At 53.5% G+C, this 18,864-nt stretch carries 13 protein-coding genes; 6 read left to right on the top strand and 7 right to left on the bottom strand.

Features of this window, described 5'->3' with window-relative positions; genetic code table 11:
- Positions 1–91 precede the first annotated feature (91 nt).
- The 3 genes from Q3C19_RS02170 to Q3C19_RS02160 all read left to right on the top strand — a co-directional run bounded on the left by Q3C19_RS02170 (position 92) and on the right by Q3C19_RS02160 (position 5,923).
- A complete protein-coding gene (locus Q3C19_RS02170; protein ID WP_302726904.1) occupies positions 92–2,335 on the top strand; it encodes a glycoside hydrolase family 95-like protein in 2,244 nt (747 codons plus the stop codon).
- Between the two features lie 567 nt (positions 2,336–2,902).
- Positions 2,903–4,963: a polysaccharide lyase family 8 super-sandwich domain-containing protein gene (locus tag Q3C19_RS02165; protein ID WP_302726902.1), complete on the top strand. Its 2,061-nt coding sequence runs from the start codon at positions 2,903–2,905 to the stop codon at positions 4,961–4,963.
- A gap of 15 nt (positions 4,964–4,978) precedes the next feature.
- Positions 4,979–5,923: a tRNA-dihydrouridine synthase family protein gene (locus tag Q3C19_RS02160; protein ID WP_071148303.1), complete on the top strand. Its 945-nt coding sequence runs from the start codon at positions 4,979–4,981 to the stop codon at positions 5,921–5,923.
- 291 nt (positions 5,924–6,214) lie between these two features.
- Here the strand turns inward: Q3C19_RS02160 and Q3C19_RS02155 are convergent, their stop codons facing one another.
- From Q3C19_RS02155 to Q3C19_RS02125, 7 genes are all read right to left on the bottom strand, one after another.
- Entirely contained in the window at positions 6,215–7,759 is a 1,545-nt protein-coding gene (locus Q3C19_RS02155; protein ID WP_302726899.1) for an alpha-L-fucosidase, read from the bottom strand.
- Between the two features lie 10 nt (positions 7,760–7,769).
- On the bottom strand, positions 7,770–10,859 hold the full coding sequence (locus tag Q3C19_RS02150) for a chondroitinase family polysaccharide lyase (protein ID WP_302726897.1): 3,090 nt from the start codon (positions 10,857–10,859) through the stop codon (positions 7,770–7,772).
- A gap of 24 nt (positions 10,860–10,883) precedes the next feature.
- Complete coding sequence (locus tag Q3C19_RS02145; protein WP_302726895.1) at positions 10,884–11,567, bottom strand: DUF6250 domain-containing protein; 684 nt, start codon at positions 11,565–11,567, stop codon at positions 10,884–10,886.
- A 129-nt stretch (positions 11,568–11,696) separates the two neighbouring features.
- A complete protein-coding gene (locus Q3C19_RS02140; protein WP_071148300.1) occupies positions 11,697–12,206 on the bottom strand; it encodes a DUF4348 domain-containing protein in 510 nt (169 codons plus the stop codon).
- Between the two features lie 167 nt (positions 12,207–12,373).
- Positions 12,374–13,627, bottom strand: a complete 1,254-nt coding sequence (locus Q3C19_RS02135) for a lipase family protein (RefSeq protein WP_302726893.1) — start codon at positions 13,625–13,627, stop codon at positions 12,374–12,376.
- Between the two features lie 401 nt (positions 13,628–14,028).
- Positions 14,029–15,336, bottom strand: a complete 1,308-nt coding sequence (locus Q3C19_RS02130; RefSeq protein WP_302726891.1) for a DUF2851 family protein — start codon at positions 15,334–15,336, stop codon at positions 14,029–14,031.
- A gap of 111 nt (positions 15,337–15,447) precedes the next feature.
- Entirely contained in the window at positions 15,448–16,695 is a 1,248-nt protein-coding gene (locus tag Q3C19_RS02125; RefSeq protein WP_277120362.1) for a sensor histidine kinase KdpD, read from the bottom strand.
- A 232-nt stretch (positions 16,696–16,927) separates the two neighbouring features.
- Here Q3C19_RS02125 and Q3C19_RS02120 point away from each other — a divergent pair, with 232 nt between their 5' ends.
- The 3 genes from Q3C19_RS02120 (at position 16,928) to dapB (ending at position 18,864) form a co-directional block, all read left to right on the top strand.
- Positions 16,928–17,104: a hypothetical protein gene (locus Q3C19_RS02120; RefSeq protein ID WP_302726888.1), complete on the top strand. Its 177-nt coding sequence runs from the start codon at positions 16,928–16,930 to the stop codon at positions 17,102–17,104.
- A gap of 19 nt (positions 17,105–17,123) precedes the next feature.
- Positions 17,124–17,717: a hypothetical protein gene (locus tag Q3C19_RS02115; RefSeq protein WP_302726886.1), complete on the top strand. Its 594-nt coding sequence runs from the start codon at positions 17,124–17,126 to the stop codon at positions 17,715–17,717.
- Positions 17,718–18,102: 385 nt separating this feature from the next.
- Positions 18,103–18,864: a 4-hydroxy-tetrahydrodipicolinate reductase gene (gene dapB / locus Q3C19_RS02110; RefSeq protein ID WP_302726884.1), complete on the top strand. Its 762-nt coding sequence runs from the start codon at positions 18,103–18,105 to the stop codon at positions 18,862–18,864.

Below are 18,864 nucleotides of genomic sequence, written 5' to 3'. Positions count from 1 at the left end.
CGAGTTGACAAGTAAACAAGTAGACAAACTGACAAGCCTAATAGACTTGTAAACTTGTCAACTCGTCTACTAAAACAATAAACCTACTGATATGAAAAGACAATTTTTAATGCTCCTCCTCATAGGAGTTCTGTTGGCACTGCCTTTGCAGGCACGCCATACCGAGCCTTTCCATGGGCTTAAGTTCGACGCCCTCCCCACCCTGTGGGACGAAGCCATTCCGTTAGGAAACGGCATCATCGGCAACCTTATCTGGGAAAAGGAAGGACGTCTGCGCATAGCACTCGACCGCGCTGACCTTTGGGATCTGCGCCCGGTCAAAGAGTTCGAATCACCCGACTATTCCTACCAGTTCGTCTGCGACCAGGTCATCAACAAGAAAGATGTCAGCAAGGTTCAGGCACTCATTGACGACCGCAGCCGCAAGGACTGCGCTCCCACCAAAATTCCTGTAGGTGCCATTGAGTTCCCCATCAGCCAACTCGGAAAAGTAAAGGCTGTACAGCTTGACGTGCAGACTGCCGTATGCACCATCACATGGGAGTGCGGAGCCACTGCCAGCTTCTTTACCGATGCTGTAAGCGGAATGGGCTATTTCCGCTTTACCAACCTGCCGGAAGCGCTCAGCGTCGAACTGGAGACTCCCCGCTACGAAGACAACGGAAGCGAAGTACAGAAGGTAGTTGCACCACGCACCCATCTGCTGACACGGCTGGGCTACAAAAACGGTAAAATCACCCGCCGAGACAACCAGATTGTCTACCGGCAGAAAGCATACGGCAAAGTGGCTTACGAAGTAGCATTGCAATGGAACACCCCACAGCCTGACGTACTGGAAGGCAAATACTGCATCACCACTCAAGGTACCTGGTACAGCGAAAAGGAGCAGGCCAGCGAACTGCTGAAGACATCGGCAAAAGATTTCGACACGGCACTGGCCGGACACCTGGACTGGTGGAAGGCTTATTGGGAGAAGAGCCAGATTGACCTGCCCGACAAAACACTGGAACACCAGTGGTATATGGAAATGTACAAGTTCGGAGCCGCCTCGCGCAAGAATGCCCCACCCATCTGCCTGCAAGCCGTATGGACTGCCGATAACGGCCAGACCCCGCCCTGGCGTGGCGACTTCCACAGCGACCTGAACACTCAGCTAAGCTACTGGCCCGGATACGTCGCCAACCACCTGGAAGAATCGGAAGTATTCACCGACTGGCTTTGGAAGATCAAAGAAAACGGAGAAGCGTTCACCCGCCGCTTCTTTGGGGTAGAAGGCCTCAACATCCCCTGCATTGCCACCCTGGAAGGAAAAGCCATAGGCGGATGGAGCCCCTACTCGCACCAGCCCACCACCAGCGGATGGCTGGCACAGTCATTCTACCTGCAATGGAAATACTCGGCCGACCGTACGTTCCTCGAAGAACGCGCTTATCCGTGGGTCAAGGAAGTGGCACGCTACTTCGAAAACGTCTCCGTGAAAGATAAGAACGGAAAACGGAAACTCCCGCTTTCGACCTCGCCGGAAATCAACGACAATACGCTGCAAGCCTGGTTCACACAGACAACCAACTACGACCTGGCCAACATCCGCTTCACCTACACAGCTGCTGCAGAAATGGCTGCTGCGCTGGAACTCGCTGAGGAAGCTGACCACTGGAAGCAGCAACTGGAAGAATGGCCTGCCTTCGCCACCGATGCTACGGGTCTGACCATCGCTCCGGACTATCCGTTGTCCGAGTCGCACCGTCACTTCTCGCACATGCTTGCCTTCCATCCCTTCGGACTGCTCGACGTGTCGCAGGGAACCGAAACCGAACGGCTCATCAAACGCTCCATCCATCATGCCGAAGAGATGGGTACCAGTTTGTGGGTAGGCTACAGCTATGCCTGGCTGGCCAACATGAAAGCCCGTGTGGCCGACGGTGACGGAGCTGCCCGTGCCCTGCATATCTTCATCAAGGCATTCTGCGCACCCAACAGCTTCCACCTCAACGGCGACCAGCTGAAGAAAGGTTATTCGTCGTTCGACTACCGCCCCTTCACACTCGAAGGCAACTTTGCCTGCGCCTCGGCCATACAGGAAATGTTGCTTCAGAGCCACACCGGTGTGATACGTATTTTCCCCGCTCTGCCCGAAAGTTGGGAGCAGGCATCCTTCCACGGATTGCGCGCACGGGGAGCCTTTATCATCGATGCTGACTACGACGGAGGACGGGTGCAAAAAGTCGTCATCCGCTCGGAAAAAGGCGGAACACTGAAAGTTCTGAACCCATTTACCGGAAAAGTGGAAGAAAGAAGCACCCAGCCGGGCGACATCATCGAACTGAACGGATAATGTGTACAAATTCGCACCTATTACGGACTATTCAAGGCTATGATTCTATCGGCCTTCACGTACTTTTGCAGGTGTAAAGACTAACGATTGGAAAAAACGAGACTGACATACTGCAGAGTTGACAGAAGTCACCGGAACAATAGACGAAACTGCCTCTGCAGATATATGCATGGAGAAAACGCAAATAAACGAAACACAAACTTCTAACCTTAATCATTTTCTATCAGGGAGGAGCCGGGAGGTTCCTCCCTGTTTGTAAGACGGAAACCGAACTTTTGCCAAGATTGTCGGACAAACAGGTTCCGCCCGTACTGCACATAAGCGTGCAGTGCAACTGCAACAGGCGTGCAGTGCAACTGCAACAGGCGTGCAGCACGACTGCAAACAAGTGTGCAGCGCCACTGCAACAAGCATGCAGCACGACTGCAACAAGCGTGCAGCGCGTCTGCAGCAAGTATGCAACGCATCTGCAGCAAGCCAACAAAAACAACAAGACTGAAAATACTCCTACAGACAGCCCGATGTCCGCGGAGAAAAGACCATTAACCCTATAAAATCATACCTGACATGAAACTCAAAACATTCAGCCTACTTCTGCTTGTCGTCCTGTTGGGCACAACCGGTTTCAACGCCGTAGCGCAGGACACAGACTTCGAGATCATCTATCAACGCATGTACGAGCGATACCTCGATAAAAGCCCTTCGCAGACAGCCGTAGACAAACTGCTGCAGATCATGACGCCCGAAGGAGCTTTCAAAGGCATCGACTACCACGCCACCGACGGCTCGCCACGCAAGCACGTACAGAGCCTCATCACCCTGGCACGCGCCTATCAGCATCCCGAAAGCCCCTACTACCATCAGCCGAAGGTAAGGGACAGCTATCTGAAGTCGCTCAACTTTTGGGTCGACACCAATCATCAGGCCAAAAACTGGTGGTACCGTTACATTCCTTATCCTAAAGAACTCTCTACCGGCATCATCCTCATGAGCCGCGAAATCGAGCAGGACAAAGCACTGTTCGACAAGTGCATCGCCTACCTGCGCTGGAGCTACGAGACCGCCCGTCCGGGACTCATGACCGGGGCCAACGGTGCCGACATCATCATGGGTTCGTTTGCCGCCAGCATACTGACGCGCAACGACGCACAGATGCGCGACTTCCAACAACGCATGACCCGGCTGCTTACCATACAACCCGTCGAAGGTGTTCAGCCCGACTACCTTTTTGCCCAGCACTGCGGCAGCGGACGCCAGCTCTACCTCACCAACTACGGAAAAGAATTCGTCAACTCCATGCTCAATTATCTGGAGCTCTGCCAGGGCACACGCTACCAGAGTGCCGGCCTCGAACTGCTGGAGAAACTCTTCGTCGAAGGCGTGCAATGGATCTTCTACAACAAGCAATACGATCCCAACAACGCCGGACGCTACATCCACTGCAACCAGTACGCCACCCCCATCAAGCTGTTGGCCGAACGCGTCTGCCGCCTGAGTACCCCCGACATGAAGCCACAGACCGAACAGGCCCTGCGCCGCATCGCAGGCGAAAACTCGCTGGAAGGCAACCGCATGTTCTGGCGGTTCGACTACATGATTCACCGTCGCGCCGGATACATGACCAGTTCGCGCATGACGTCGACCCGCACCGTGGGCAACGAAGCCGGTAACGGTGACGGCAACTTCAACTACTACGCCTCGAACGGTGTCAACTACCTCTTCGTCACCGGACGCGAATACGACCGCAACTTCTTCCGCAAGTTCAACAATCGCCAGTATCCCGGCATCACCGCCGAGCAGGACGATGCTCCCCTTCCCATCCCCGACTGGGGCGAAGGCGGAAACAACGGCAACAGCTATGCCGGTGGTGTGAGCGACAGCATCTACGGTGCCTGCGGCATGCTGCTCGACCGTCGTGGCCTCCAGGCCCATAAAGCCTGGTTCTACTTCGACAAGGAATACATCTGTCTGGGTGCGGGCATCCGCAATCCCGAAGGCAAAGCCGACGTATTCACCACCCTGAACCAGTGTAACAGAGACGGCGAAGTGCTCTATGCCCGCAAAGGCAAGGTATCGACCCTGACCGGAGAAACCGCCTGCGTGCAAGCCGACTGGGTGATTCACGGACAGACAGGCTACTTCAACCTGCAACGCGGCGCCCAATACGTGATAGCCTGCGACACTGCCCTGTTCAGTCTGAACGTCAACCACGGCACACGCCCCTGCAACGGTCAATATGCCTATGCCGTAGTGCCCGGACTGTCCGACGCATCGGCTGCCGCCCGCTATGCCAAGCAACTGCCCGTAAAGATACTGGCCAACAGTGAAACCGTACAAGCCGTCTTCCACCAAACATTGGGCATCACCGAAGCCCTGTTCTACCAACCCGGCGAGCTGAAGCTGGACAACGGCGACCTGATACGTACCGACACGCCCTGCGCCCTGCTGTGGAACGAAGGAAAGCAGAAACTCAGCGTAGCCAATCCGCATTGCGAGTCGGCCAATCCGGCAAGTATACGCGTCACCCTGGTCCGCAACGGCCACCCTGTCGAAGTAAGTTTCGACATGCCCCAACAGGAATCAGCCGGACGGAGTGTCGCAAAATTTGTATCTTTGCCGCAGAATTAAAAAGAACCGAACGACATGCCAGACCTTCTGCCCATCCACTTCGCCCCGTTGCAGGGCTATACCGACGCTGTATACCGCCAGGCGCACGCACGCATCTTTGGCGGTATCGACACATACTACACCCCATTTGTCCGTGTAGAACACGGCGAAATACGCCGTAAGGACATCCGCGAACTCGAAGCCGAGAACAACCGTAATGTCCCCCTTGTGCCGCAGCTCATAGCCCCCGATACGGAGAAGTTGGAGCAGATTATGTCCCTTTTCATCGCAAAAGGCTTCACGTGTGCCGACATCAATCTGGGCTGCCCGTTCCCTCTGCTGGCCAAACGCCACAACGGTTCGGGCATGCTTCCCTATCCCGACGAAGTACGTCAGCTACTAGAGTTTGCCGTAAGCCGTTATCCGCAGGTACGCTTCTCTGTCAAGATGCGCCTGGGCTGGGAGAACCCTGAGGAATCCCTGGCACTGCTCCCCCTGCTGAACGAACTTCCCCTGTCGCACATCATCCTGCACCCACGCTTGGGCAAGCAGCAGTACAAGGGCAGTGTCGACTTGGCGGCATTCGAAGCCTTCTACAACGGCTGCCGTCATCCGCTGTTCTACAACGGCGACCTGCTGACCGTAGCCGACATCCAGTCCGTCGCCCTGCGCTTCCCCCGACTGGCGGGTATCGTCATCGGCCGCGGCCTGCTGGCCAATCCGGCCCTGGCAGCCGAATACAGGCAAGGCGAGCCCCTTTCTGCCGATGAAAAGGGCGAAAAACTGCGCCGCTTCCATGCCGAGCTCTTCAGCCAATACGGCAATCTGCTGCAAGGCGGCGATCTGCAACTGCTCAACAAGATGAAGACCGTCTGGGAATACCTCCTGCCCGACGCCGACCGCAAAGTCCGGAAAGCCATTCACAAGGCCACACGCCTTGATACTTATCAGACAGCCGTCAATCAGTTGTTGCGCGGCTAAAAACAGAAAAGGTGTATCAAAACTAAGTAACACTATCCAACTCCCCTCCTTCTGGAAGGAGGGGTGCCCAAGGGGCGGGGTGGTAGGTTAACTCAATGTATCATAAATCAATGCTTTATGTTTTACCTACCACCTCCCCCTATCGGGGACTCCTCCTTCCAGAAGGAGGAGAGTTTCAGATACCTTTATTTTGATGCACCTTCCTTTTCTTTGTACTTTTCTGCGTCATCCGTGCCTAAAAGCGAGTTGTCGGTCGCTCTTCATTCAGGCACTCTTCAACACAAGTCAACATCATTTTTCTCCCGAATTCACCACATTCAGTTCGTAGATAGAAGGCGGCAGAGAAGCATCCAATACTTTCAATCTGATTTTACTGCTCCGGTAAGCCTGAGGGAAACGGATCACTTTGCAATCGCCCATTGGCTCGTCCGATACGTAGATGGTTTCCCAAGTACCGTTCAACCAAGCATCAATACAGTACGAACGGATGCGGTTGGTACGTTTGTTCGAGAATCCGTCTTCCATTGTTTCCGAATCACAGTATTCGAAGATGACAATCTTGTCGAAAGCCTTTGTTTCATCCAGTGGTACGGTCAGTTCGGCCTTCGTGTCGGCAGCTGCCCAGCGCGTCTGCATGCCGCCGTCTACTGCATAACGGGCTCCGTACGACGCCTCATTGTCCTCATATACCGAAGAGGCTTCGGCTTTTGCCTCCAGCGACAGCAGTTTTCCGCCTGTAGGAAGCGGTTTACCCGGCTCAATGTGCAGACGGTCTTTGTTCAGTGCGATAATTGTATTGGCTTCGTTCTCGCGTATCCGCCCCGACTGGTCGGGAGCAATGTTCACTACCAGTGTATTGTCGTTTGCCGTACACCAATAGAAAAGTTCTTCCAGTTCGTCAAGGTCGCGTGCAGGTTTCGGACGTTGTTTCTGGAACCAGTTCCACTCCTTGCTGATGCAAACCGTATGCTCGAAAGGCAGATAATAGGATGCTCCGTTGTACAGGTACTGCTTCTTGTCTGCAAGATGGGCTATCTTCGGATCCCACAGACGGAAATCAGTCGGGAAATACTGCAAGTAGTATTTGTTGTCCACCAGCATTGAGTCGGGCAGAATATGTTTCCGGCTTCCTTCACGGTCCACTACCGTATGATTCACTCCGATAGCGCAGTCGGGCTGCATCTTCTTTACTTCAGCATATACACGAGGCAGGTTCCAGTCCTTCACGGGTCTGTCCCAACCACCGTCGAACCAAAGTTCACAGATAGGTCCATAATTGGTAAACAGTTCCTGAAGCTGGGCTATCATATAGTCTACATACTTCTCCGGATCTTTATCGCGATACGAAGGCGCATGTCTGTCCCACAACGAATAGTAAACACCAAACTGAAGGCCATATTTGCGGCAGGCCTCTGAAACGGCTTTCACCACATCAGTCTTCACAGGCGACGAAGCCACGTCATAGTCCGTATATTGGCTGTCCCAAAGACAGAAACCGTCGTGATGTTTCGTCACAAGCAGCACATAACGAAAACCTGCATCGCGTGCCACCCGTACCCATTGGTCGCAATCCAGCCGCGTCGGATTGTATTTCTCTACGGGGATGGTTCCGTCCGACCATTCTATTTCGTCGAAAGTATTCACTCCGAAGTGTACAAACATGCCGTAACCGCGTTCTATCAGCTTCTGCTGTGTTTTGTTCGGCTTGTTTCCCGGCACAATAGCCTGGCCATATACGGGCAGCACACAGGCTGCAGCCAACAGGCCTGCCCACATTCGCAGCGCATGTCCCCACTTCGTTACCATACGACTGCACATTCTGAATAGTCTGTTCATAGCATTCTTATTATTTTTTCAGTTCAACTTCAAAGCTGGCGGCATCCTTGCAGGCAAAACGAAGTACAGTCTGCTTCCGGTCTGCCGAAATAACTTTGCAATAGGGTGTCTCCTCTACCTGCCAACGTCCTTTCAGTGTAATGGTCAACGGCATTTCCTGACTCTTGTTACCAATCCACGGACGGGAATAAATGCTGCGTTCTATCCGCTTGCCCTGTTCGTCGAAGGCCTCATCGCTGGGACCGCTATATAGTGCCAAGTCGGGTTGAACAACGGTGAGTAACACTTTATCACCTTCCTGACGCACCATGGCCAGACAGGCTGTATCGGCTGCCTGCACCAGTCCTTCCTTGGGCAATGCTTGCGGTGTCTCGAAGAGCACGTAAGAAGTCAGTCGACCGTCGGCTGTACGCACAATGTGCGCATTACGATCCTGTTGCAATACTTTATAGTCCGGCTTGCGGGCAAAACGCTTCAGTGCGGCTTCATCGGTGCGGGGCAGAACAGCATATTCGTAAGACGCGCTTTTCGGAGCCTTGCCGTGTTGCAAGGTAAGTGATACCCAGTCGCCCGTCGTTGGCTTCACGTTACGTTCGCCCACAGTGGTCTGCGGGAAGTTCTTTTCAAATTTAGCCGCTTTCATCGTTGCTTTCGGCAGGTAATAACCTACACCGTTGGGATCAAGATATGTACTTCCATTGTCCTGGAAAGCATCCCAATAGCTACGGAATTCGGGCGTAGTGGCTGCCAGCTGGAAGACGGTAGTTTCCGTCGGATAATCCGTATTCACATTCTCTATGTCCGTACCCAGACAAACAATGGTGCCGTCCAGGAAGTGATAGGACTTGCGGGCACGCAAAGAGCCGTTGTACTTATCGTGCTCGTGCAACTTCATTCCAAAATTACCGTTTTCACCGCTTTGCGAAAGTCCGCCTGCGAAAGTCTCATCGGAATAAAGCATCTCTTCCATACCCGAGTAGGAATCTACGTTCAGAACATTGGCCCGCAACTGGTCGAAAGGCAAATGAATGCTGGTGACACCCGGTATGCGGTTCCAGTCGAAACCGGCTTCCTGCCAGCCGCTGGTGGTGAAAGTAATCATTTCATCGGGCTTTCCTGTCAGTATCTGCATACTTCCGTGAGCCAGGTAACGACCGTAGAAGTTGGCATCCAGGTAGTGCTCGGCTGCCCAGAGGTAACGCGAGTGACCGCGTACGACTGCCGCCCAGTTGTCACGGCGCTGCACACTGACACAACCGTAACCCAAAGCCAGATTGCCTTGCGGATCGGTTTCGGCACGGAATCCCTGCGCTTCCAGTTCCTGCTTCAGCTGCAATTCCTTATTATTCGACGTACGGGGCAAGTAGTCAGGATCGTTATCGTTCACCCGACCGCTGTACTCCATCAGACGCAGATATGCAGCAGCCATGTCGGCATCGTACTTCTGCTTGCCGTCCGGTGTGCCGGACAAGGCCATCATGGCATACTGCACGGGGATAAGCTGTCCTTTTCCGTTGGGATGACGTCCCGACATGGAAAGTGCCCACTGGCGGGTGTTGCAATAGAAACGCATGGTAAGCAACACTTTCTTCACTGTCTGGTGCGCCAGTTCAGACACCCGGAACTGCGTACCGCTCAGCAGATAAATCATATTGGTAGCTCCGTCCAGACCGCCCACGGCGTAGGCCGGATAGTTGTTGCAATGATGGAAGCAGGCACCGTCGCTCTTGAAGGAGCCCATCAGTCCGTCGGCCGGACGGCAACCGTAGTCGAGCCAGCGGGAGAAAGAACGCAAGTACTGCACCTTCTCGGGCGAGTCTTCCATAATAAGAATGCTGGCAATACGGCCTTGCGTCTGGGTGTTGAAGGTATCAATGTCGATGCCGTTCACTGTAGGCATCGGATATACTTCGTTAGTGATGGCATACCAGCGCAACGTACGTTCGGCATCGGCCAGCTTGCCAGCCTCGCGCAACACGTCTTTCATCAGGAAGTAAGCCACGTAAAGACCACGCATGCTGTAACCGTAATGGTGGATATTTCCCCAACAGCTACCGTAAGCCACACCCTGGTCGGTAATATGGTCGTACATGGCCAGGAACTTCTGCCGCAGCTCATCGCGCAAAGCATTGTCTTTGGCATTCAGGTAAGCAGTGGCTATGCGCTTCATCAGGTTGAAATAGTTGTTCATCTCCATGCCCAGCTTGGTGAACATATCCTTGTCCCAGCCGGGTATCATACGCTCGTAAGCCTCGGCCTGGCGCACCATGAAGATGGGCAGACCGCTTACCTTGCCGTTCTTATAAGTGATCTGATAGAAATCGTATGCCTTGCGGATGGCCTGCATTTCCTTATCGGTCAGTTTGCCGGGCGTATAGAGCATGTCGCGGAAGCGGCTTTCCATCAGTCGCATATCTGCCTTCTGTTGCTCGTTGAGAGGTGTCAGGGCTATTTCCGGCTTCCAAAGAGAATGCTCGTAGATGACAAGCCAGTGGTTTGTCGTACCTTTGTTGACGAAAGGCACCTGCACATCAGCCGTCTGCTGGCGGGCATCTACCTTGCTGGCTGTGACAATGTGGTCGAAGTAAAGCTTACCTTTCACGTCGGGAGCCACGATGCGAATCTCGTTCATGCCTTCCTCGGGCGTACCCTGCATGTCGCGTTCGTAGCACACCCATGCGGCACGCCAGCCGGTGAAGTTAATGCCAAAGGGGAAAGATGTACAGAGTTTGCCATCTTTCAGAAATTCGAAACGTATCTGCTTGTCCTGTGCCTGCTCGTTGTATACCCACACGATGAAAGCCGACAGATAAGTGTCCTTGCCCGTAGGGTCTTTCTTTTCGAACATCAGGTCTTTCTTCACGCTGAGTACGGCTCCCGGCTCAAACTCCCAGCCCAGACAGTGCTGACCGTCTTTGTAATGCTCGCTGTTGATGTCCAGCCGCGAACCTTCACCGGTTGTCAGGAAGGCGGGCACTGCTCCGTCTTCGAAAGAAAGCAGCCGCTCGTTCTTCACCACTTGTGCCTCCACTTGCTGTGCAGACAGGAAAAGCCCCAGAAGCGCAGCAGCGCCACGAGACCATTTGCTAAGATTCATCATTGTTCTATCTAAATTTATTTAAGGTTATTCTATCATGGTTACATCAAAGTCCGTAAACCGTACATGGTTCTTCCAAAGGCGCAGGGCAAAATAACCGTCGCCCTTGTCTGCCTCAACAAGCAAACGGAAGAGTTCCTCGCCGTTCATCGCAAAGACAGTCACTCCATCGACTACCTGTATACGTACCTGATACCAGCAGTTGGGCTTCAACAGATGAGTCGCGTCGGTATATTCTTTGATAAGCGGCTTAATCTTTGCTTCGTCCTTTCCATAATATTCACTATGGTACTCGCGGAAACGGGTTGTCTTGTTCTCGTTGCCTCCGTAACCTACGTAATACAGGTCCAGCGTATTGTAACTCTTGAATTCACCGTTCCGCCAGGCACTCCGCTCGAAGAAACGGTCCGGATGCAACGGATCATCTGCTCCCCAGAAACAGTTCAGGTCGCTAAGACGGTCATACGTGCCGCCTTCCATCACCACCTGCACCTGATAGGTAATCTCATAGTCGCCCGTCAGGCGGTGTTTGTACCACAGCGTCAGACCGTCGGGAGAAACAATATCCATCGTATCCTTCCGGCAGGTGATTTCCACTTTTGCAGAAGAGTCTTCCACAACCCAGTCAGTAAGCGAACCGGTTTCTCCAGCCGCTGCCCATAAAGGGAAAGCGAGCAATGCTCCGATAAATGATAGGAATTTCAAGTACATGTTTCGTAAAAGTATTAGTCACCATACAAAGAAACCCCTCTTTCGTGAGAAAGGGGGGCATAAATCGTACGGAAGAGGTGCAAAATGCTTCCACTTCCGGTAAAAGTGCGATGAAAAGGACGGTTTTGGCTACGGATGCTGTTCCTCGAAGGCCTTATTCTCCTCCTGAATGGTACGGATAGTCTCGGCCAACTCGCTGACAGGAAGATCGGGATTGTACCAGTCGTTGTAGCAATCGGTCACGTACCATTTGCCATCTTGCAACTCGAATACCAGTCGCAGCGAAGGTTCCGACTCCTCGTAACCGGCCTCGAACTCCTTATGTGCCGGTTCGTTGACCGAATAACGCGAAATGTAGACACCGCCTTCTTCCTCTTCCACCCGTACTTCCTTCAGCGACTCGGCATCGAGCAACGGCCATTTTTCACGGGTGAAGGGGAAAGTCTGTTCCGTCTCGCCATCATCTTTCAGTAAAGAAATGGGCGATTTCAACGGAAACTTGACACGTGAATACTGGAAAGAAGCACTGGACGTGAACTTCTGGAGAAATGTCTTGAAATCCTCATCGGCGGCCACACCTTCGAATACGGAAAACACCAGGGCCGCACACAGACAAAATACGTAACGGATAGCTTTCATAAATCTACTCCTTTCAACTCTCTTCGATTCTTTATTCGCGTTAATAAGTTAATGGTTCAAGATGGTCTTGATTTTGTTTTCACGGGCAAATATACAAAATGGAACGAAATGTCACAGAGACGGGCATAAGAAATATTGCACAGTCGTATTTCCGCCCTCTCCGCCGGTCATTGAACGCCCAGCATCGGACCCACAATCTCCCACAGTCCCATGTAGCGCAACATGAACTCCATACCGCCCATCACATGATCGGGCATACTAAGGTCGGTCAGCGTAGAGTTCGTCCAAAGGGCGTGGGCACTGACTACGTTACTGTAAGGCACAAAGTCGTCCTGAGGCGAATGATAAAGGCTGACCGTGGCCTGTGGCGCAGTGGAAGCGTTGACCATCGAGTTCTTACGAAGTGCCGACACGATGGCCAGCACATCGGCATTGCCGTTGAAATCGGGAGCGGCAAAGAAGTCGGGATGCAGCACCCGGGTGATGTCCGTGCCCAAAGCCGCGTGCCACCCGGAAAGCGGACGGGTAGAAAACAGTTTGTTCAATCCCTCTTCGATGACTGCCGGAGCATACAGATTCTCATCGCTCACGGTCAGTCCTTCGCCGTAAGCCATGCCCCGAATCAGGTAAGGCAGATAGCCACTGCGCGGATAGGTATCGGGTATGCCATCGTCGTTGAGGAAAGCCTGCAACAGGGTTTCCAGGTCGTAAGGACCGCCTCCGGCCCAGACTTTACGGATGCGACCGGTCCATCCACGGCTCTCCAGTTCCAGTTGGGTAGCCACAGTGGCCTGTCCGCCTTGCGAGTAGCCCAACAGTTCGAGGGCATCATTTTCCTCAGCAATGGACTTGGAGCGCAGATATTCGCGGGCAGCCTCAATCATGTCGGCACAAGCGGTTCCCGTCAGCCGTGCATGCAGGTAAGGATGCTGCCGGTCGGCTGTCTGGCTGGCTCCATATCCCAGGTAATCGGCCATAACGACTACGTGCCCGCTCACTACAGGCATCATCTCGTAATAGAAGAGTTGCAGCGAAGGAGCTTCTTCCATGTCGAGCGTGCCGTGCTGGATGCTCAGCAAATGGTCGTACGAAGTAGTGCCCGCAGGCATGGCTACTACGCCCGATGCCGTGACGGAAGCTCCGTCGGGTCCTGTGGTAGTATAAGTAATAGCGGCCACATCGACATCGCACAGCAGTCCGCTTATCAGGATTTCGGGCAGGTTAATGCCTTGCGAAGCGGCATAGTCCATCACCATGTCGGTAATTTCGCTTTTCGAGATATGCTTTTCAGCAGTCACCCCGGTCAGATACTGATTGGTGACGGCAGGGTCCTCGCCCGGCGTGTCGTCGTCGCTACAGGCGGTCAGAAAAGCCAGCATCAACAACAGCACCAGAAGTTTGTCGGTAATGTTACGGTTCATCTTTCAGTGTATTTAAGTGGTTAATATGGATGCCATCTCCTCCCCACGTCCTATACAGTTCTGCTGTCTGAAAAGGAAGAAATGTGATAAATGTTCTGTACGAAGAACGGGGACAAAGTTATTGAAAAGAGATTGAATAGAAAAAGTCTGTCGTTAACTTTTTTCAGAAAAAGCGGTTATGCACCGCTCCGCTTCCACTCAGATGAAGAGAGTATCCTTTCGATATACCCTTTTCAGACGGTACTAGTATGGCTCGTGAGAGACACTTGTACGGCTCATGAGAGACACTTGTACGGCTCATGAGAGACACTTGTGTGGCTCGCGAAAAACACTTGCACGGCTCGCGAGCCACACTTGCACGGCTCAAACGGGGAAAAGCCGTCAACGTATCTCTCTGTATTTCAGCCGATAGCATCGGACGAAGAACGAACGGTTTTCTTCCCTTTCAGAAACTCGTAGCCGAAACGGCAGCGCAGGCAGTCTTTCCGGTCGCAATACTCTTTCTGAAGCTGGATGAGGGCTTGCGAATCGGCTGCTGTCGAAACGGGCAAGCCAGCTCCCTCCCACATGCGGGTGATGTAGTTGTTTTCGGCACGAAGCGACTCCAGGAAACGGGTGGCACGGTCGCACAATACTTCGTCGGCCTTGTGCAGACCGTAGGCATAAAGGAAAGGAATGACCGTATTGATGAGCATCAGGTTGAGGGCGTTCTCACCTACCCGCTTCTCCTTCTTGGGCGATGTCCGGCGGAAGGTGAAATGCTGCTCCCAATAGGCAGAAGTCGCGGTGGAAAGGAGCTTTTTGGCGGCTTCGGGCGTCTCGGCTTCCATCACTTGCGAGAAGAGCGACCGGTGTGTATGGTACAAGCATGCCAGTTGGGCCAGCCGCACATGGGGGAAGTTGCCCGGTCGGAGCCGGAGGAAACGCCACTGACCAACGGGCAACGACGGCGGCAGTTCAAACTTGCGCTGCAAGTAGCGGAACTCCTTCTGAAGCCGCAGGTAATAGTCGTCGGCGTCTGCCGGTTCTTCATCCAGCAGACCGGCTTGCCCGAAGAAGAAGGCTTCTACCTGAAAAAGGTCGTCGCGATGCTTGTCCACGGCACGGAAGGGCAGACGCTTGGCCCACGCTTCGAAAGCGTCGCTATTCAGACCAAAGCCGTAGTTGCGTGCCAGGGTGATGAAGAAAACGTCCTCCCAATGGTTCTGACAGGCATCGAGGCGGGCACGGATGTCGCGCGCCTTCCGTTCGAAACGCTCTACCTGCAAGGCCGAAAGCCAGGAGTGCACCGTCAGGCGGGGCAACGAGGAAAGGATGGTGTAGCAGGGCGGATAGACATCGGCACGGCGCAACTCGTCGTAGCGACGGGCCACGTCGTCGGGACAAGTCAGTACGAGCTGGGGAATAGGGCTTCCGTCGCGCCGGCATACGGTGCAGTCGGCTTGGGACACCACGTGCAGAATGACGTTGTCGTAAGCCTCATCCGTCTGATGCCCATGCTTCATCCATTGCGAAGCCTGATCGTGAATCTCCACATTGCCCACCCACAGCACGCCGTCCAGCTTCAGCTTGGCATTGAAGAAGTCGGGACCCGCATCGGCATTGGGCAAGCCCGTATCGATGACTTCCACCCGTTGTCCGTCGGTAGTGCGCAGTTCCTGCAAGGGGAAGATTTTGTGTTTCCAAAGGTAGTGTAAAAGGTGTTCCATAATAAGTAGAAGCCTCACCCCCGGCCCCTCTCCCAAGGAGAGGGGAGGAAGGGGGTGGTGATTTAAGTTAGTATTCAGTCTTATTTATCTTTATATCTTTTATATCATTCTCTATTCCGACTCCATTCCTTCTCCCCTCTCCTTGGGAGAGGGGCCGGGGGTGAGGCTTGAGAGGCTTTCGGGCAACGAAATCGTAAACTCGCTGAACCTTCCCTGCACGCTCTCCACACTGACATATCCGTCGTGCTCGCGAGCCACGTTCATCACATAGTTCAGGCCCAGGCCGAAGCCGGAAACTTTCTGCTGACTGCCGTCGCGGGGCAACACCCGCTCGAACTTGTCGAAAATAGTGCGCTGGGCCGAAAGAGGGATGCCAATGCCGTTGTCGCGGACACTGATACGAATGTAACCAGCCTCCTGACACGAGGCAATGCGTACTTCTACCGTGTCTTTGGAGTATTTCAGGGCGTTGTCTATCAGGTTGGAAATGGCTTCCTTCAGAAACTCCATGTCGGCATAGACCGCCTCGGCCTGAAGGTCGGTACTGAAGGTGACGGGCTTCGCCGCCTTTGCCTCGAACACCTGTATCAGTTCGTCCACCACGGGGCGCAGGGGATGCCAGTCCTTGTCGAGCAACAGCTGGTGATGCTCCATCTTCGAGAGGGTCAATACGCGGTTGGTCAGGTCGAGCAAGTGCAGTCCTTCTTTCTCCAGCAGTTCGAAGTGCTCGCGCTTGCGTTCGGGCTTGGCGTCCAGGCGACCACTGCGCAGATTCCTCGCCGCCATCAGAATGGTGCTGATAGGCGTCTTCATGTCGTGCACCATGGCGTAGGAGAAGTCCTCGCGCATCTGCGACAACTTGTCCTGACGACGGATGGTGTCTACCTGTTTGGCAATGCCATAAGCCAACAGCAAGAAGCCCACCACCGTACCCAACAGATAATAGAGCTGTGCCCCGACGGTCTCGGCACGAAGGTTAAGAAGCTGCGCACGCACCCCGTGCAGGCTGTCTATCGGAATGACGAACGTGCGCCGGTATTCCAACTCCCGTTCGTAGTCGTCGAAATAATGCAAGGCAGAGCGAAACACCACGGTCGAGTCGCCCGCCAGCGCCACCGTGTCCAGTCGGAAACGGAGGCGACGCAATCCGTCTTCACGCAGTTGCTGATGAAAAAGAGAGTCCAGTCCGGCCTCGGGGCAAAGGGCGTGACGGTCATCGGCACGGCACCAGGCTTCGTGAACAGTACGCATCACACGCTGGCTGTTGAGTCCCAGGCTCATACCCGTCCAGCGGCCGAGAAAGAAGACGGCTACGGCAGCGGCAACAAGGGTGAGGAGGATGTAGAAGGACTTGGACATCTTTTTTAATGGTTAATGATGAATGGTTAATGATAAATGGTTAGCGGTAAACAACAGGCCATACTTGCTACAGCCTCGCTTATTGAGCATTTACCATTAATCATTAACCATTGACAAAAGTAGTTTCTTTTTCCTTTCCTTCCAACTGTTAACGTAAAGATAACGTAACGTTAACCTTCCGTTTACCAAGGAGGACTTATCTTTGCAACGTCAACCAGAAACGTATATCACAATGAAAACAACTTTCAAGAACCACATGACCGGCTTCCTCGCGAAAGAAGCGGAGTCGCTGACGGGTAACGACCCAGTCAAAAAAATCCTCGTCCTGGCAGCCGTCGGGCTGGCGAGCTTCATCACCTGCTTCGCGGCGGGCTACTATATCGAAAAATATATGGCCATCTTTTATTGAATCATATCATTCACGCTTTATGGAAACAACTGTACAACCCAATCCGAACCCCGCCTCGCAACCGAACGGCATAGAAGTGAAAATCAACCCGGGACGAATCAGCATTTACGTCGTCGTGTTCTACCTGCTGGTCATGTTCGCCAGCTCAGTTCTCTACATCTTCATCTGGGAAGAGTTCTCCGTTTACAACCTGGGCCATTACATCGGGCAGCACTGGGGAAGAGGTATCTTCGGACTGCTGCTCATCATATTTGCCCTTTACATCCTGGCCGGCAGTCTGGTGACGTACTTCATCAGCGGACGCAGTTTGAAAGGTATCCGCTGGCACTGCGACTGGAAATCGGCAGGATTCTATCCCTCCCGAGCTGTTCCCCTGAAGCATTACCGCCTGTTGCTGCTCCTGCCGGGCATCCTGCTGGGCGTACTGCCCATGCTACACGGCTTCTGCACCGGCAATGCCACAGCCTACGTCTTCGGCATCATCACACTGGTGTGCAGCACTGCCGACTTCACAATGTGGTACAAGCTGCGTCCCTTCGACGACGAGGACTTATTTCAAACGGGGAAAAACACGTACGAGGGCACCGTCATCCGACGCAACTATGCAAAGTAAAGGCAAAGCACAGATTCCCAAAAGCCGCTGTACGGTTTCCCCATAGGAGAGCAATATTCTCATCAGTATGAGAAAACAATTCTCATGCTTATGAGAAGACCGTTCTCATCGGTATGAGAATAATCTTCTCATGCCTGTGAGAAAACTATTCTCCCCTTATGAGACGAAAGGAGAATACTGGGAAAACTCCTGCAAACCTTCCTTGGCTGTGCAACCGACAGCATACCTGCCGGCGAACAGCTCCTTACAACGGCTTCCGCACCGGCATTGTTAACAAGAAGTTAATTGTAACGGTTTGTGTAAGAAAAATCCTATCTTTGCGACATTTAATAATAATGTTTGTCGGGAATTAGAGAGACATACACTAAACAAAAGAGCAAAAACAATGAAAATAGCACTTATCGGTTATGGAAAAATGGGCAAGGAGATTGAGAAGATTGCCCTCGGCCGCGGACACGAAATCGTCTGCATCATCGACATCGACAACCAGGAGGACTTCGGGTCCGAAGCCTTCCGCTCGGCCGACGTGGCCATCGAGTTCACCAACCCCAAAGCAGCCTACGGCAACTACATGAAGGCTTTTGAGGCAGGTGTAAAACTGGTGTCGGGCAGTACCGGCTGGCTCGAAGAGCACGGCGAAGAAGTACGCCGCCTCTGCACCGAAGGAGGCAAGACACTGTTCTGGTCGAGCAACTTCAGTCTGGGCGTAGCCATCTTCTCGGCCGTCAACAAGTATCTGGCCCGAATCATGAACCAGTTCCCCGGCTATGACGTCAGCATGAGCGAAACGCACCACGTCCACAAGCTCGATGCCCCCAGCGGCACCGCCATCACCCTGGCCGAAGGTATTCTGGAGAACCTTGACCGCAAAACGCGCTGGGTGAAAGGAACGCTTCAGGCCCCCGACGGCACCGTGACAGGCACTACCGCCTGCGCCAACGACGAACTGCCCGTCAGCTCCATCCGCGAAGGTGAAGTACCGGGCATCCACAGCATCCGCTACGACTCCGAGGCAGACAGTATCACCATCACCCACGATGCCAAAAACCGCAGCGGCTTCGCCCTGGGCGCCGTGCTGGCAGCCGAATACACCGCCACACACGAAGGCTTCCTGGGGATGAGCGACTTATTTCCGTTTCTGAAATAA

Origin of the sequence: Bacteroides sp. ET489, assembly GCF_030518095.1 — a bacterium.
Classification (GTDB): Bacteria; Bacteroidota; Bacteroidia; order Bacteroidales; family Bacteroidaceae; genus Bacteroides; species Bacteroides ndongoniae.
This window is presented reverse-complemented; position numbering and strand designations above follow the sequence as displayed.

Bases quoted from the DNA above. Each gene is read 5' to 3' on its own strand.
- Q3C19_RS02170 (WP_302726904.1), top strand. From the start codon at position 92: ATGAAAAGACAATTTTTAATGCTCCTCCTCATAGGAGTTCTGTTGGCA.
- Q3C19_RS02165 (WP_302726902.1), top strand. From the start codon at position 2,903: ATGAAACTCAAAACATTCAGCCTACTTCTGCTTGTCGTCCTGTTGGGC.
- Q3C19_RS02160 (WP_071148303.1), top strand. From the start codon at position 4,979: ATGCCAGACCTTCTGCCCATCCACTTCGCCCCGTTGCAGGGCTATACC.
- Q3C19_RS02155 (WP_302726899.1), bottom strand. From the start codon at position 7,759: ATGAACAGACTATTCAGAATGTGCAGTCGTATGGTAACGAAGTGGGGA.
- Q3C19_RS02150 (WP_302726897.1), bottom strand. From the start codon at position 10,859: ATGATGAATCTTAGCAAATGGTCTCGTGGCGCTGCTGCGCTTCTGGGG.
- Q3C19_RS02145 (WP_302726895.1), bottom strand. From the start codon at position 11,567: ATGTACTTGAAATTCCTATCATTTATCGGAGCATTGCTCGCTTTCCCT.
- Q3C19_RS02140 (WP_071148300.1), bottom strand. From the start codon at position 12,206: ATGAAAGCTATCCGTTACGTATTTTGTCTGTGTGCGGCCCTGGTGTTT.
- Q3C19_RS02135 (WP_302726893.1), bottom strand. From the start codon at position 13,627: ATGAACCGTAACATTACCGACAAACTTCTGGTGCTGTTGTTGATGCTG.
- Q3C19_RS02130 (WP_302726891.1), bottom strand. From the start codon at position 15,336: ATGGAACACCTTTTACACTACCTTTGGAAACACAAAATCTTCCCCTTG.
- Q3C19_RS02125 (WP_277120362.1), bottom strand. From the start codon at position 16,695: ATGTCCAAGTCCTTCTACATCCTCCTCACCCTTGTTGCCGCTGCCGTA.
- Q3C19_RS02120 (WP_302726888.1), top strand. From the start codon at position 16,928: ATGAAAACAACTTTCAAGAACCACATGACCGGCTTCCTCGCGAAAGAA.
- Q3C19_RS02115 (WP_302726886.1), top strand. From the start codon at position 17,124: ATGGAAACAACTGTACAACCCAATCCGAACCCCGCCTCGCAACCGAAC.
- dapB (WP_302726884.1), top strand. From the start codon at position 18,103: ATGAAAATAGCACTTATCGGTTATGGAAAAATGGGCAAGGAGATTGAG.